Origin of the sequence: Alicyclobacillus cycloheptanicus, from assembly GCF_028751525.1 — a bacterium.
Classification (GTDB): Bacteria; Bacillota; Bacilli; order Alicyclobacillales; family Alicyclobacillaceae; genus Alicyclobacillus_L; species Alicyclobacillus_L cycloheptanicus.
Map to the genome: position 1 here is coordinate 2146399 of NZ_CP067097.1, position 14183 is coordinate 2160581.

Genomic DNA, 14183 nt, shown 5'->3' on the forward strand with positions numbered 1-14183 from the left:
CCCGCGTTGCAGCCTGCGGTACACTGGAGGCAATAGGAGGGGTCTTGGATGTCGAGCAAACAGAATCATGGTGTGGTCGTCGTCGGCAGCATGATGACGGATTTGACGGCGGTCGCTGCGCGGCTGCCCCGTCGCGGCGAGACGGTGAAGGGAGAGAAGTTCTCTCTCGTTTCCGGGGGAAAGGGTTCCAATCAGGCAGCGATGGCGGCGCGGATGGAGGTGCCCACCTGGCTGGTCGGGTGTGTCGGCGCAGACGTGTTTCATCAGGTGGTGCTGGACAGCCTGCGCGCGTTCGGCGTCCACACCGAGCATGTGCACGTGCTGGACGGCGAATCGACGGGCATCGCGCACATCCGCGTCGATGCGTCCGGTGACAATGACATTGTGATCATTCCCAATGCGAACTTGAAGACCAGCGCCCGTCACGTGGACGCGTTTTTTGCCAGCGGCCATGCGGCCTCGGTGTTACTGCTGCAGTTGGAGACACCGCTGGAAACAGCCGTGTACGCCGCAAAAACCGCGAAAGCGCGCGGACTGACGGTGATTCTGAACCCGGCCCCGGCGGCGCCGCTGCCGGATGACATCTTTCCGTACATCGACGTGATCACGCCCAACGAGACCGAAGCGGGTGTGTTGACCGGGATCGACGTGACGGACGTGGACGCGGCCATCCAGGCGGGCAAGGCACTGTGCCAGCGCGGCGCTGCCCATACCATTGTCACGCTGGGGGCACAGGGCGTCGTCCATGTCACAGGCGACACGGCCCGGCACCACCTGACGTACCGCGTTCAGGTGGTCGACACCACCGCGGCGGGGGACGCGTTCACGGGGGCGTTCGGTGCGGCGCTGGCGCGCGGACTGGCGTTTGACGACGCGATCCGCACGGGACTCGCCGCAGGTGCACTGACGGTGACAAAATTGGGCGCACAGTCGTCGCTGCCAACGCGTCAGGCAGTCGAGGAACTCATCGCGCACGGCCGCTGACGGTCACGGCAACCCATCCGTCCTGCGTGCTGCCTGCATAGCGTGTAGGGAGAAGACGTCCCCGCACAGGATCAACCATGCCTTCTCGCGGTCACGCGTTCGCTGTGGGCGAAGGGTCGATCGGGAGCAGGGGAATATCCTGCTTGAAGGGGGATGCGCCAAATGCAGCGACGGCGACGTGACAAACATCGGTCGAACCTGCGAGCGGCGCTCATCGGCGGGATTTTGACGACCATTGACATTTCGACGGCGATTCTGCTGTTGACCGGGCAATTGTCCACGACTGGGATTTTCGTCTATCCGCAAGGTCTGTACGTGAGCGTCACGGGCCCGATTTTTAATGGGCAGCGCCTGTTCGGCTTGGGGGACGGGGCCAGTGCAGCCCTGGACGCTGTTGACGTGATTGTCGCATTGTTGTTGATTCTCGGAGAATTGCGCGTGTACGGCCCGTTTCCGGGACCCCACATTCTGTCCCTCACCATTACGGGGCCGCCGCTTGGCATCACAGCTGTTCCCGTGCCGATTCAAGGCAGACGGAGTCAGCAGGCCGAAGCGTTCTACCGCGGGTTCCGGCAGGAACTGCTGCAGCGCTTCGCGTACCGTGAGCCCGACGACCGTTGACGGTTCGCAGGCGCTCGAAGTTGAAACGGAAAGTACTGGGGATGAGAAAGTACCAGAAAAGGAGGTGCCGCACATGCGCTGGCTGCATGAAGCGCCGCCGGTTCGGCTGTCGCCGGCCGCCCTTGGCACCGTCACCATGTTTCTTGCTGTATTCTACTTTTTCTTCACCCGTCCAAACGCTGCGGACGATGGTACGAATCAGGCCCAGTGAGGAGCGAAGGCCGACAGAGCGGGTACTCTGCATCGATTGACTTTGGTGTCTGGTTCGGGACAGTGATATGATACGCCTAGAATTCAATCGCACGTTGACGGAGAAAGGGAGCGGGGATATGCCGTATTCAAGCGTGGACGAACTTGCAGTGAGCGCGATTCGCGCGCTTTCGATTGATGCCATTGAAAAAGCAAATTCTGGACACCCGGGACTGCCGTTGGGGGCCGCGCCCATGGCGTATGTGCTGTGGTCTCGTTTTCTGCGGTATAACCCACAGCAGCCAGACTGGTTCAATCGCGACCGGTTCGTTCTGTCGGCTGGACATGGCTCGATGTTGTTGTACAGCTTGTTGCACTTGGCCGGCTACGATGTCACCATCGATGACCTGAAAGCGTTCCGTCAGTGGGGGTCCAAAACGCCGGGCCACCCGGAATTTGGACATACGCCGGGCGTGGATGCCACGGCTGGCCCGCTCGGCCAGGGTCTCGCGATGGCGGTCGGCATGGCGATGGCGGAGCGGTTTCTGGCCGCTCGTTTCAACCAGCCTGGGCACGAGGTGGTCGATCACTATACATACGTCATCGCGGGCGACGGCGATTTGATGGAAGGCATCACGTCTGAGGCGTCCTCATTGGCCGGGCACCTCGGCTTGAGCAAGCTGATTGTGCTGTATGACTCGAACGACATCTCGCTCGATGGACCCACGAGCTGGACCTTTACCGAAAACGTGGCGGAGCGGTACCGGGCCTACGGCTGGAATGTGCTGCGCGTCGAAGACGGCAACAACATGGACGCGATTGAGGAGGCCCTGCGCCAGGCGCGCGGCGATCGGTCGAGGCCGACGCTGATTGAGGTCAAGACGGTGATTGGATACGGTGCGCCGAAGAAGCAGGGTACGAAAAGCGCCCACGGTGAGCCGCTTGGCGCGGAAGAGGCGGCCAAGGCAAAAGAGACCTACGGTTGGCCGCATGAGCCGTTTCACGTCCCCGAAGCGGTGCGGGCGCACTTTGCCGCGCTGCGGGAAGTCAAAGTGGAGCAGCACAAAGCCTGGGAAGCGGCGTTTGAGGCGTACGGACAGGCGTACCCCGAGTTGGCGCAGCAGCTGGTGGATGCCATTCACGGACGGGTGCGCGTCCCGTGGGATGACGTGATGCCCGCCTTTGAAGGCAGTGTGGCCACGCGTGACGCGTTTGGCAAGGTCGCGAACGCGATTGCGCCGCATGTGCCGACACTGCTCGGGGGTTCGGCGGATTTGTCGGGATCGAACAAAACCATGCTGGCGGATGAGGACCACTTCTCGAAAGACAACTACGCGGGCCGCAACGTGTTCTATGGGGTGCGCGAGCACGCCATGGGGGCCATGTTGAACGGCATCACCCTGCACGGCGGCGTCTTCCCGTATGATGGGACATTCCTCGTGTTCTGCGACTACATGCGTCCCGCCCTGCGGTTGGCGGCACTGATGAAGCAGCCAGTGCTGCACGTGTTCACGCACGACAGCATCGCGGTCGGCGAGGACGGCCCGACGCACGAGCCGGTCGAGCAGCTGGCGTCGCTGCGCGCGATTCCCGGGCTTAAAGTGTTTCGGCCAGCGGACGCCACGGAAACGGGGTGGGCGGTGCGCTACGCGCTCGAACACCGGGACGGACCGGTCGCGCTGGTGCTCTCGCGGCAAAAACTCCCGGTCCTGGAAGAAGTCAAGGAGAAGGGCAGCTTGTTCTACCGCGGGGCGTACGTGCTGTTCCAGCACGGGGCTGGCGACAAGCTGGTGTTGATGGCATCCGGCTCGGAGGTCCAGTTGGTGCTTGAGGCCGGGAAGACGCTCGCGAAAGAGGGCGTCGCCGTGCGCGTCGTGAACGTGCCGTCGATGGAGTTGTTCGATGCACAGGATGCCGCGTATCGCGAATCCGTGCTGCCGACGTCGGTTCGCAACCGCGTCGCGGTCGAAATGGCCCATCCGATGCCCTGGTACAAGTACGTGGGCGACCACGGGCGCATTTTGGGGCTTGACCACTTTGGCGCATCCGCGCCTGGGGATGTGGTGGTGCGTGCGTTCGGGTTCACGACCGAGAACGTGATTGGCATCGCGCGGGAGCTGCTGTAGCACCAGTGGGCTGGTGGGCTGGTGGGCTGGTGGGCTGGTGGGCTGGTGGCATAGGGCACCAAACCTGCCTTATCGGCCGCCGCCGCGGCTTCTGTCCGGTGGCATAGGGCACCAAACCTGCCTTATCGGCTGCCGCTGCGGCTTCTGTCCGGTGGCATAGGGCACCAGACCTGCCTTATCGGCCGCCGCCGCGGCTGCTGTCCGGCCGCATAGGGCACCAAACCTGCCTTATCGCGCGCCGCCGCGGCTGCTGTCCGGTGGCATAAGGCACCAAACCTGCCCTAACGCCCGCCGCCGTGCCTGCTGTCCGGTGGCATAAGGCACCAAACCTGCCTTATCGCGCGCCGCCGCGGCTGCTGTCCGGTGGCATAGGGCACCAAACTTGCCTTATCGGCTGCCGCTGAGCCCGCTGTCCGGTGGCATAGGGCACCAAACCTGCCTTATCGGCCGCCGCTGAGCCCGCTGGCCAGGTACATAGGGCACCAAACCTGCCTTATCGGCTGCCGCTGAGCCCGCTGTCCGGTGGCATAGGGCACCAAACCTGCCTTATCGGCTGCCGCTGAGCCCGCTGGCCGGGTACATAGGGCACCAAACCTGCCTTATCGCGCGCCGCCCAGCCCCGGCGTCCGCCCAGCCCCTGCGTCCGTCCAGCCCCGGCGTTCGCCCAGCGGTCCTCGTGCTGATTTACACTGTCAACTGCTGATAGTACTCCGTGACGACGGCAATGAACTGCTTTCCGATGGGCTTGTCGGCGGCAGACTCCCGAAAGGCGAGGAAGGTTGGGCGCGTCCAGCCGGGCGCGGCAATCGGGATGCGGACATATCCCTTTTCGTCTGCGTCATAGAGCGTTCGGCGGGGCAGGCAGGACATCCCGAGTCCGTGCCCTACCATCGCTTTGATGCCATCGATGCTGTCGAGTTCCATCCGGATGAGCGGGTACACATCCTGTTCGGCCAGCAGCCGCATGACGCGCTTGCGAAACGGCGCGTCATCTCTGGCAAAGGCGATGAACGGTGCTTTGTGCAGGCCGCGGATGCCCGGGAAGTTGTGTACGAAATGGTGTCCAGCCGGAACGATGAGGTCAATCGCGTCTTGGGGGAACTCGATTTTCTTAATGTGCGGGTGGAAAACCGGTTCGCCAATGAAACAGAAATCGACCTGGTCGGCGAGCAGGGCGTCCAGCATCTCCGAGTACATTCCCATTCGCACTTCCAGTCGAACGTTTGCGTTCTTGAGCATGCGCGACAGACAGGCGGGTACGTCGGTTGACACGAACGCGCGGCCGGACATGACGCGCAGCACCGGCGTGTCCGTGCCCGCCTGCTGTGTCATTTCCGCCTCGAGCGCGGTCATCCGCTCGGCCAGCGGAACAAACCGTTCGCCTTCCGGCGTCAGTTGAACGCCGCTTTGCAGCCGAACAAACAGCGGGTACCCCAGTGCATGCTCCAGCCGCTGCAGCCGTGTCGTCACGGTCGATTGTGACATGAACAGTTGTTCTGCCGTGCGCGAAATGGAGCCGATTCTCGCAATGGCCAAAAACAGCGCGATGTCCTTCGTTTCCACCGTTTACCCCTCGCCTCTTTCAAACCTGCTGCCACCATCATACCGATGTCGCTGGACGCTGTCACGAACCGCACCCAAGCGCACGCTCCAGTGGTGAATTGCCGCTGAGTTTGGTACGCTGAACATGCCCCTCGCAGCGCGCCGCAACGGGCTGCACTGCACCAGGGTGCGTTGAAAGCGTTTCGCACGCAAACGGATGCCTGATTCCATAAGGAGTGATTTCGCATGTCGAACACCCAGGGACTCAATCCCACTTGGGATCTCGACTCAATTTTTCCGGGGGGCAGCCAATCTGCGGCGTTTCAAACGTTCCTCGAAGACTTACAGACCCGTATCGGCGAACTGGATGCGGCCGCCGCGGGACTGACTGCCGCCGCGTCACAATCCGACTGGGTGAAGTTCTGGATTTCCGCGCAGGACGTGGAGGCGCGCCTGCACCAGGCGGCCGCTTACGTCGAGTGTCTCACGGCGCAGGACATGAAAGATGAAGGCGCCAAGCTGTTGGAGGGCCGTGTCACGCAGCTGGGTGCTGCGTATGACGCGGTCATCACGCGCGTGGACGGCATCCTGCTGGACATCCCAGATGCCGAGTGGAAAGCCCTGGTTGCGTCGGAAAAACTGCGGCCGGTTGCCTTCACATTGGAAGAGAAGCGTCGTCTGGCGGCAGATAAGATGGACACCGAGAAGGAAGTCCTCGTGTCGGACCTGGGGGTAGATGGGTACCGGGCGTGGGGCGACCTGTACTATGCCATTGTCTCGCGGATGACACTTCCGTTTGAGGAAGACGGGGAGGTCAAACAGCTTTCCATGGGCCAGGCCAGCAACAAGATGTTGACGCCTGACCGCGCGGTTCGCGAGAAGATTTTCCGCGAGTGGGAGAACGTTTGGGGCGCGCACGCGGATTTGTTCGCACACACCTTGAACCACCTGTCCGGCTATCGCCTGTCTGTGTATCGGCATCGCGGCTGGACATCGGTCTTGAAGGAACCCCTCAGCTACAACCGTATGTCCCAGGCTACGCTGGAAGCGATGTGGGGCGTGATTGAGCGCAACCTCGCACCGTTCGTCGACTATTTGAACCGGAAGGCCAAGCTGCTTGGCATTGACAAACTGAGCTGGCACGACGTTTCCGCGCCGCTGCCCGGGCCTGACCGGATCTATACTTACGAACAAGCGCACGCCTTCATCGTGGAGCAGTTCGGCAAGTTCAGTCCCCGGATGGCCGAGTTTGCGGACATGTGCTTCAAGAACCGCTGGATTGAGGCCGAAGACCGACCTGGCAAGCGTCCAGGCGCGTTTTGCACGGGGTTCCCTGTCAGCAAACAGTCCCGAGTATTTGCCACTTTCTCTGGCACGGCTGACAACGTGAATACGCTGGCGCACGAGATTGGGCACGCTTTTCACAGCAGTGTGCTGCGCGAACTCCCGTTGTATGCGCAGCACTATGCCATGAACGTCGCAGAGACCGCATCCACGTTTGCGGAGACCATCGTGATGGATGCGAGCGTCAAGGGGGCTGCGACCGACGAAGAGCGGATCGCACTGCTCGACCAGAAGGTGGAACAGAGTATTGCAATGTTCATGAACATCCGCGCCCGCTTCCTGTTTGAGACGCGCTTCTACGCGAAGCGCCAGCAAGGTTTGCTGTCGGTGGAGGAAATCAACACGCTGATGGAAGAAGCGCAGCGGGAGGCCTACGGCGGCGCGCTGGCGGAGTACCACCCGCACTTCTGGGCTTCGAAGCTGCACTTCTACATCACCGACGTGCCGTTTTACAACTTCCCGTACACGTTTGGCTACATGTTCAGTACGGGGATTTATGCGCGCGCACTGGAGGAAGGCGCAGGCTTTGCGGACCGTTACGTTGCGCTGCTGCAGGACACGGGGCGCATGTCCACGGAGGACCTTGCCCAAAAGCACCTCGGTGTGGACTTGACGAAGCCGGACTTCTGGCAGCAGGCCATGGATGTGGCCATCGCGGACGTTTTGGCGTTCCTCCAGTTAACAGCGTAAAACGAACAGCGTAAAACGGTTGCCTGGACGGGGCAGCCCATCCAGTTGGACAACCTTGTAAAGGAGACCGGATCCATGCGCAAGAGTTCGCCGCCACAACGGGTGGACGACCAAGCCTTGCAGTGGAATGACCGAGCACAGGCAGATGCCATTCTGACCCTCGAACATGTCTCGTTCGTGTACCCTCATCGACCAGGCCATGACGTTGGCGGTGAAGGAGGACGAGCAAGAGGACGAGACGGGAACAGCCCGGCCCCCGCAGAGCGGGATGTTCCGCGGAATGCAGCGGAGCCCGCTCCCAACGGGGACGGTTATGCCGTGCGCGACGTGTCGCTGACGGTGCACGCGGGGGAGTACGTCGCGATTCTCGGGCGCAACGGCAGCGGCAAGTCCACGCTCGCGAAGCTGATGAACGGATTGCTGCGTCCGACGGAAGGAAGGGTGCTGGTTGGGGCGTGGGAGACGACCGATCGCGCCCGGCTGCGCGAAATTCGGCGCCGCGTCGGCATGGTGTTTCAAACCCCCGACAATCAGATGGTGTCGACGGTGGTGGAGGAAGACGTGGCGTTCGGCTTGGAGAATTACTCAGTCCCTTATGACGAGATGCGGGCTCGGGTGACAGACGCGCTCAGCCGCGTCGGCATGGAGGCCCATCGCAAGCGGCCGCCGCATCAGCTCTCGGGCGGACAAAAGCAGCGGGTGGCCATTGCCAGCGTGATTGCCATGCAGCCAGACTGCATCGTGTTCGACGAAGCGACGAGCATGCTGGATGTCGAGGGACGCAGCGACGTGACCCAGTTGATGCGGACGCTGCACGCGGACGGGATCGCGATTGTCGCGATTACCCACCATATGGAGGAAGCCCTGCAAGCCGACCGTGTGGTGGTGATGGATGCGGGCCGCATCGTTCTGGAAGGAACCCCGCGCGAGGTGTTTTCAAACGTCGAGACCCTGCGCGCATTGGGGCTCGATGTGCCCATCGCGGCCGACATGGCCGTACGCCTGAACCGCGCGTTTGCGCAGGCGTCTGTCCCCTTTCCAGTGGATGTGTTCACACCAGCGGAGTTTTGCGAGGCGTGGCGCACGTGGCGCGCCGCCCTCCCGGCCGGGACCCCGTTTGAGGCACCAGCCAGCGCGGCGGAGAATGGGGCGGCCAACAGGCCAGCCAGCGCGGCGGAGAATGGGGCGGCCAACAGGCCAGCCAGCGCACCGGTGAATGGAGCGGCGGAGGCATCGGCGAAGCCGGCGGGGGACGCGGCCGGCAGCGTGCAGGCGTCTGCGGCTGACCCTGTGATTGACGTTCGCGAGCTGGCACATGTGTACCTTGCCAACACGCCGTTGGCGCACCCGGCGCTGCATGACGTGACCCTCGAGGTCGGCCGCGGGGAAATCGTGGCCATTGTGGGCCAAACGGGATCGGGAAAATCCACACTGGTGCAGCACTTCAACGCGCTGTTGACGCCGCAGCGCGGTACCGTCGTGGTCGACGGGGTCGATTTGACCAACCCGAAAGCGGACGTCAAACGCGTTCGGCGCACAGTTGGGCTGGTGTTTCAAAGCCCGGAAGATCAAGTCTTCGAGACGCTGATTGGCGATGACATTGCGTACGGGCCGTTTCAGTTCGGCTTGCCGCTGGCGGAAGTCCGGGAGCGCGTGCGCCAGGCGATGGCGTGGGTGGGGCTCGATTTCGCCTGGCGCGACCGGCCCGTGCAGGCGCTCAGCGGCGGGCAGAAGCGCAAGGTGGCCATCGCGGGGGTCCTGGCGCTGCGACCGCAGGTGATGGTGCTGGATGAGCCGACGGCGGGGCTCGATCCGCAGGCCCGTGAGGAGCTGCTGGAGAATCTGCGGCGGCTGAGAGACGAGTCGGGGATGACGCTCGTGATCGTCACGCACCAAATGGAGGAAGTTGCCCGGCTGGCCGACCGCGTCATCGTCATGGCCAATGGCACCGTCGTGTTGACCTGCGATACGAAAACGCTGTTTGCCGATGCGCGCCGGCTCCAAGCCTTGCACCTCGGGCTGCCGGAGTCTGTCGCACTGCTGCGTGCCCTGGCCGAACAGGGGGAGCCTGTTGATCCCGTCCAGCTCACGCGAGATGCCGCCTTTGCCGCGCTTTGCGGGCTGCTGGGCGCTGGGGCGGACGGTGCGCACGCACCTGACCCTTCTTCCGGAATCGAGGTGACGACCGATGGCGATTCCTGAACTTTCACGGCGCATCACGATTGGCCAATACCTGCCGACCGATTCTTCGATTCACCGCATGGACGCTCGTTTCAAACTGGCGGCGTTTGTTCTGGTCGTGGTGGTCGGCAGTATGGTGTCCAGCCTCAGCAGCAATCTGCTGCTGCTGGTGTTCAGTATTGTCTGCATGGTGCTGGGCAGGATTCCGCTGCGTTACGGGCTGTCCGGCATTCGCCCGGCGGTTCCGGTGCTGGTCATTCTGTTTGTGTTCCAGCTGCTGTTTTACCGCGCAGGCCCGCACGACGTGGTGCTGGCTCGGTTCGGCCCCATCATGGTGACCCAAGGCGGCTTGCTGCTTTCGGTGGTGTCCATCATCAAATTCATTGAGATTGTGTTCTTCATCAGCGTTCTCACCCTTTCCACCACCTTGTCTGACTTGTCGCACGCACTGGAGTCTTTGCTCGGGCCCCTTCGCAGGATTCGCTTTCCGGTGCATGAGTCCGCGCTGATTCTCACCATTGCGCTGCGTTTTGTCCCGACGTTCGCACAAGAGGCGGAGAAGCTGATGAAAGCGCAGGCTTCGCGCGGGGGCGATTTTGGCACCGCGCGCTGGTGGCAGTTGTGGAAACGGGTCAAGTCGGTGTTTCCGGTGCTGCTGCCATTGTTTTTGTCGGCGATGCGGCGCGCGGAAGACCTGGTGCTGGCGATGGAGGCCCGCGGCTACGTGCCCGGCGCACAGCGCACCTCGTATGTAGCGCTGAAAAGCAGCCGGCGGGACGTCCTGTACTTCCTGGCGGCAGCGGCGGTTTGTGCACTGGCGCTGTGGATTCACTATCGACAATTCACCCACAGTTTGATATAAGGGAAATGCGCGCCAAAATGAACGTTCCACCACACAAAGGGGGACAGTTACATGGCTGGCCAAAAATTTCAGCAGGGCGTGTCTGCCACAGACATGAGCCTGGGGGGCGGCAAAGCCCTCAGCACGCGGCGGATTGTGGTCGCCGGCGTGCTTTCCGCCATCTCCATTCTGCTCGGTGTCACTGGACTGGGGTACATTCCTGTGCCCACTGCAGCCGGGAACGCCACCATCATGCACCTGCCCGCTGTCGTTGGCGGGATTCTTGAAGGACCCATTGTCGGCGGCATCATCGGGTTGATTTTCGGGTTGACCTCGTTTTTCCACTCGTCCGTCCCGTGGTTCAAAGACCCGCTGGTATCGGTACTGCCGCGGATTTTTATCGGGATCGTGTCCTATTATGTATACGTGGGGATGCGGCGCATCCGCGTGCCGATGTGGGTGAACCTGGCCATCACCGGTTTTCTTGGCTCTGTGACGAACACCGTGCTGGTGCTCGTGATGGTGTACCTGCAGTTTCAGGAATCCATGAAGGCACTGGTGACGGTCGCGCTGGTGAACGGGACGCCGGAGGCGATTGTGTCCGCCATCATTTCGGTCGTCGTTGTGCTCGCCTACCGTGGTACTTGGAAAACCGCGGCAAAATCGAGGATTTCATAAATCATCGCCGCGCATCGCGGCTCATCACAGGAAAGATTTCCACACGCATGCTTTTCACGGAACTTTTGCGCGCTCAAACAGGGTCAGGCCCCGCGGCTTGACCCTGTTTTGATCGAAGCGCAGTGTATAGACAGTTCGCGAAATAGTCAGATATTAACCTTGCCATCCGCATTGGCCTCGGATTACAATGAACAAAAATTCAAACAACAATTTGAGGAGTGGTGAGAATGGAAGAGAAAGAGACGACTTTGAATTGTTCAATCTGCGGCGAGCCGCTGTATGACGAGGCACACGAGCATTGGGATGCGCTGTGTCCATCCTGCGTCGACGCCTGGGAGCGCGATGTACGGGCAGAGTGGTAGGCCGCCGCGGTCATCCCTTTGGCCGCGGCCATCCCCGTTGCCATGTCATCCTTTGGCAAAACCCGCTGTTCACCGGAACCTGCCTGGCTCGGACGAAAGGCCAGGCAGGTTCTGTGGTTCGCTGGACATGTCAACGCCTGCCTGCGGGCGTATAATGGGGGAGATGTGTTGGATAAAGGGGGACAAAGCGTGGAATTGGCAAAACGACTGGAGAATTACGCTGAGGTGATTGTCCGCGTTGGTCTGAATATCCAACCTGGGCAGGACTTGTTGATTGCTGCCCCCATTGAAGCGGCGGATTTTGTACGTCACATCGTCGACAAGGCGTACGATACCGGCGCGAGGAATGTGGTGGTCAATTGGGAAGATGAGCAGCTCACCCGGCTTCGCTATCTGAAAGCGCCGGATGAAGCCTTTTTGGAGTTTCCAGATTGGCGCGTTCAGCAGATGGAGGACCTGATGAACCGCGACGGGGCGTACCTTGTCATCTCCGCACGCGACCCGGACTTGCTGGCGGGGGTCGACCCAGCGCGCATCGCGACATCCCAGCGCGTTGGACTCGCGAGGATGAAGCCCTTTAATGATGCGGTTGGAAACATGCAAATCAGCTGGTTGATTTCCTCCATCCCCACCAAGGCATGGGCCGCACGCGTGTTTCCGGAAGTTCCCCCGGAGGAGCAGGTGAACAAACTGTGGGACGCGGTTCTCTCGACTTCCCGCGTCGATACCGACCATCCGGTTGCGCACTGGCAGGCGCATATCGACCAACTGCGCCGTCGCGCCGATGACTTGAACCAGCAGCACTTCGTGAAGCTCCACTACCGTTCCGCCGTCACCGATTTGACCATCGAACTGCCAGAGGACCATGTGTGGATCGCGGCCTACTCCACGAGCCGCCGCGGCGCCCGGTTTGTTCCGAACATCCCGACCGAAGAGGTGTTCACGCTGCCGAAGCGGGACGGGGTCAATGGTGTCGTGCGCAGCACAAAACCGCTCAACCACGGCGGGACGCTGATCGACCACTTTACGCTGACGTTTGAGCAGGGGCGGATTGTCGACTTCTCCGCCGAACAGGGCTACGAGGCGCTGCGGGACATCATCGAAACTGACGAAGGCTCGCACTACCTCGGAGAGGTGGCGCTCGTCCCCCATGACTCGCCCATTTCCAGGCTCGACCGGTTGTTTTACAACACGCTGTTTGACGAAAATGCGTCCTGTCACCTCGCCATTGGGCATGTGATCCCGGTCTGTTTACGGGACGGCGTCACGCTCAGCCGCGAGGAACTGCTCGCCCGCGGCGCCAACGACAGCCTGACACACGTGGACTTTATGATGGGGTCATCCGACCTGAATATTGACGGCATCAAGGCCGATGGGCAAACGGTGCCGGTGTTTCGCAACGGCAATTGGGTGTAGCGGCGCGAAGCGCGGCCGAATCGCCCCAGAGCAGGGCGGCCGAATCGCCCCGGGTCAGAGCGCCCGGTCAATCACGCCGCCGCCCAGACACACGGGTCCCTGGTAGAACACCACAGACTGCCCCGGTGTGATGGCGCGCTGCGGGTGGTCGAAATCGACAACGCAGGAACCGTCCGCTTCAATGCGGACCGACACGCCCTGGTCCGGCTGGCGATAGCGGAACTTGGCCGTACAGGTGAACGACTCGGCAGGCGGGTGACCTGCGACCCAGTGCAGGTCCGTCGCCACGAGGCCCCGCTTGAATAAAGCAGGGTGGTTCTCGCCCTGTTCGACATACAGGATGTTCCGGGAGACATCCTTGTCGACGACAAACCACGGTGCGTTGGAAGACGCCCCGGGCGTTCCGCCGATGCCGAGGCCGTGTCGCTGGCCAATCGTGTAATACATCAGCCCCGCGTGTTCTCCTTTGACTTCGCCAGCGAGCGTCATCATCGGGCCTGGCTGGGCTGGCAGGTACTGACTGAGAAACTGCCGGAAGTTGCGCTCGCCGATGAAGCAGATGCCGGTGCTGTCCTTCTTTTTGGCGGTGGCTAGCCCAGCGGCCTCCGCAATTTTGCGAACTTCGGATTTCTCCATGCCGCCGATGGGGAACATGGTCTTCGCCAACGCCGCCTGCCCGACCTGGTATAAAAAGTAGGTCTGGTCCTTGTTGGCGTCCACCGCGCGGCGGAGCTGGAACTGCCCGTCGACCGACGCGACCTGCGCGTAGTGGCCGGTTGCCAGAAAATCGGCGCCCAGGTCGAGCGCAGCCTGAAGCAGTTCCTTGAATTTGATTTCGCGGTTGCAGACGACATCCGGATTCGGCGTTCGTCCGCGTCGATATTCATCGAGAAAGTACTTGAACACGCGGTCCATGTACTCCTGTTCGAAGTTCACGCCATAATAGGGGATCCCGATGGTGTCACAGACCTTCCGCACGTCCTCGAAATCCTCGGTCGCCGTACACACGCCGTTTTCATCGGTGTCATCCCAGTTCTTCATGAACACCCCGATGACGTCGAAGCCCTGTTCTTTCAACAGCAGTGCCGTCACAGACGAGTCGACGCCGCCGGACATGCCGACCACGACGCGTGTGCGGCGGGGGTCGATGCCTGACACCTGCCCTGGAAGGTTGTCGTTGTGGTTTTGCAACATCGATCGTTCATCCCA

Annotated in this window: 12 protein-coding genes; 10 read left to right on the forward strand and 2 right to left on the reverse strand. The window is 61.7% G+C overall.

The features are described 5' to 3' along the window. The first annotated feature begins 48 nt into the window (after nucleotides 1-48). The 4 genes from rbsK (at nucleotide 49) to tkt (ending at nucleotide 3920) form a co-directional block, all read left to right on the forward strand. On the forward strand, nucleotides 49-984 hold the full coding sequence (gene rbsK, locus JI721_RS09890; RefSeq protein ID WP_274454717.1) for a ribokinase: 936 nt from the start codon (nucleotides 49-51) through the stop codon (nucleotides 982-984). 162 nt (nucleotides 985-1146) lie between these two features. Then, complete coding sequence (locus JI721_RS09895; protein WP_274454718.1) at nucleotides 1147-1605, forward strand: hypothetical protein; 459 nt, start codon at nucleotides 1147-1149, stop codon at nucleotides 1603-1605. A 73-nt stretch (nucleotides 1606-1678) separates the two neighbouring features. Continuing rightward, complete coding sequence (locus tag JI721_RS09900) at nucleotides 1679-1816, forward strand: hypothetical protein (RefSeq protein WP_274454719.1); 138 nt, start codon at nucleotides 1679-1681, stop codon at nucleotides 1814-1816. Between the two features lie 118 nt (nucleotides 1817-1934). Then, entirely contained in the window at nucleotides 1935-3920 is a 1986-nt protein-coding gene (tkt, locus tag JI721_RS09905; protein ID WP_274454720.1) for a transketolase, read from the forward strand. 684 nt (nucleotides 3921-4604) lie between these two features. On the opposite strand, the gene JI721_RS09910 is transcribed toward tkt, so the two are convergent. Next, nucleotides 4605-5483 (reverse strand): LysR family transcriptional regulator, encoded by an 879-nt coding sequence (locus JI721_RS09910; RefSeq protein ID WP_274454721.1) that lies wholly within the window; start codon nucleotides 5481-5483, stop codon nucleotides 4605-4607. A gap of 225 nt (nucleotides 5484-5708) precedes the next feature. Here JI721_RS09910 and JI721_RS09915 point away from each other — a divergent pair, with 225 nt between their 5' ends. The 6 genes from JI721_RS09915 (at nucleotide 5709) to JI721_RS09940 (ending at nucleotide 12974) form a co-directional block, all read left to right on the forward strand. Beyond that, a complete protein-coding gene (locus tag JI721_RS09915) occupies nucleotides 5709-7496 on the forward strand; it encodes a M3 family oligoendopeptidase (RefSeq protein ID WP_274454722.1) in 1788 nt (595 codons plus the stop codon). Nucleotides 7497-7571: 75 nt separating this feature from the next. Further along, on the forward strand, nucleotides 7572-9698 hold the full coding sequence (locus tag JI721_RS09920; protein ID WP_274454723.1) for an energy-coupling factor transporter ATPase: 2127 nt from the start codon (nucleotides 7572-7574) through the stop codon (nucleotides 9696-9698). Further along, a complete protein-coding gene (locus tag JI721_RS09925; RefSeq protein ID WP_274454724.1) occupies nucleotides 9685-10539 on the forward strand; it encodes an energy-coupling factor transporter transmembrane component T family protein in 855 nt (284 codons plus the stop codon). The genes JI721_RS09920 and JI721_RS09925 overlap by 14 nt, the downstream gene beginning before the upstream one ends. Before the next feature lie 51 nt (nucleotides 10540-10590). Beyond that, nucleotides 10591-11196 carry an ECF transporter S component gene (locus JI721_RS09930; RefSeq protein WP_274454725.1) on the forward strand — a complete coding sequence of 202 codons (606 nt, stop codon included), beginning with the start codon at nucleotides 10591-10593 and terminating at the stop codon, nucleotides 11194-11196. Nucleotides 11197-11423: 227 nt separating this feature from the next. Next, entirely contained in the window at nucleotides 11424-11558 is a 135-nt protein-coding gene (locus tag JI721_RS09935) for a thioredoxin domain-containing protein (RefSeq protein ID WP_274454726.1), read from the forward strand. Between the two features lie 189 nt (nucleotides 11559-11747). Beyond that, a complete protein-coding gene (locus JI721_RS09940) occupies nucleotides 11748-12974 on the forward strand; it encodes an aminopeptidase (protein ID WP_274454727.1) in 1227 nt (408 codons plus the stop codon). A gap of 54 nt (nucleotides 12975-13028) precedes the next feature. Here the strand turns inward: JI721_RS09940 and mnmA are convergent, their stop codons facing one another. Continuing rightward, entirely contained in the window at nucleotides 13029-14168 is a 1140-nt protein-coding gene (mnmA, locus tag JI721_RS09945; protein WP_274454728.1) for a tRNA 2-thiouridine(34) synthase MnmA, read from the reverse strand. Nucleotides 14169-14183 lie beyond the last annotated feature (15 nt).

What these genes read in the sequence shown, in the direction of transcription:
- rbsK (WP_274454717.1), top strand. Translation starts at nt 49, where the DNA reads ATGTCGAGCAAACAGAATCATGGTGTGGTCGTCGTCGGCAGCATGATG.
- JI721_RS09895 (WP_274454718.1), top strand. Translation starts at nt 1,147, where the DNA reads ATGCAGCGACGGCGACGTGACAAACATCGGTCGAACCTGCGAGCGGCG.
- JI721_RS09900 (WP_274454719.1), top strand. Translation starts at nt 1,679, where the DNA reads ATGCGCTGGCTGCATGAAGCGCCGCCGGTTCGGCTGTCGCCGGCCGCC.
- tkt (WP_274454720.1), top strand. Translation starts at nt 1,935, where the DNA reads ATGCCGTATTCAAGCGTGGACGAACTTGCAGTGAGCGCGATTCGCGCG.
- JI721_RS09915 (WP_274454722.1), top strand. Translation starts at nt 5,709, where the DNA reads ATGTCGAACACCCAGGGACTCAATCCCACTTGGGATCTCGACTCAATT.
- JI721_RS09920 (WP_274454723.1), top strand. Translation starts at nt 7,572, where the DNA reads ATGCGCAAGAGTTCGCCGCCACAACGGGTGGACGACCAAGCCTTGCAG.
- JI721_RS09925 (WP_274454724.1), top strand. Translation starts at nt 9,685, where the DNA reads ATGGCGATTCCTGAACTTTCACGGCGCATCACGATTGGCCAATACCTG.
- JI721_RS09930 (WP_274454725.1), top strand. Translation starts at nt 10,591, where the DNA reads ATGGCTGGCCAAAAATTTCAGCAGGGCGTGTCTGCCACAGACATGAGC.
- JI721_RS09935 (WP_274454726.1), top strand. Translation starts at nt 11,424, where the DNA reads ATGGAAGAGAAAGAGACGACTTTGAATTGTTCAATCTGCGGCGAGCCG.
- mnmA (WP_274454728.1), bottom strand. Translation starts at nt 14,168, where the DNA reads ATGTTGCAAAACCACAACGACAACCTTCCAGGGCAGGTGTCAGGCATC.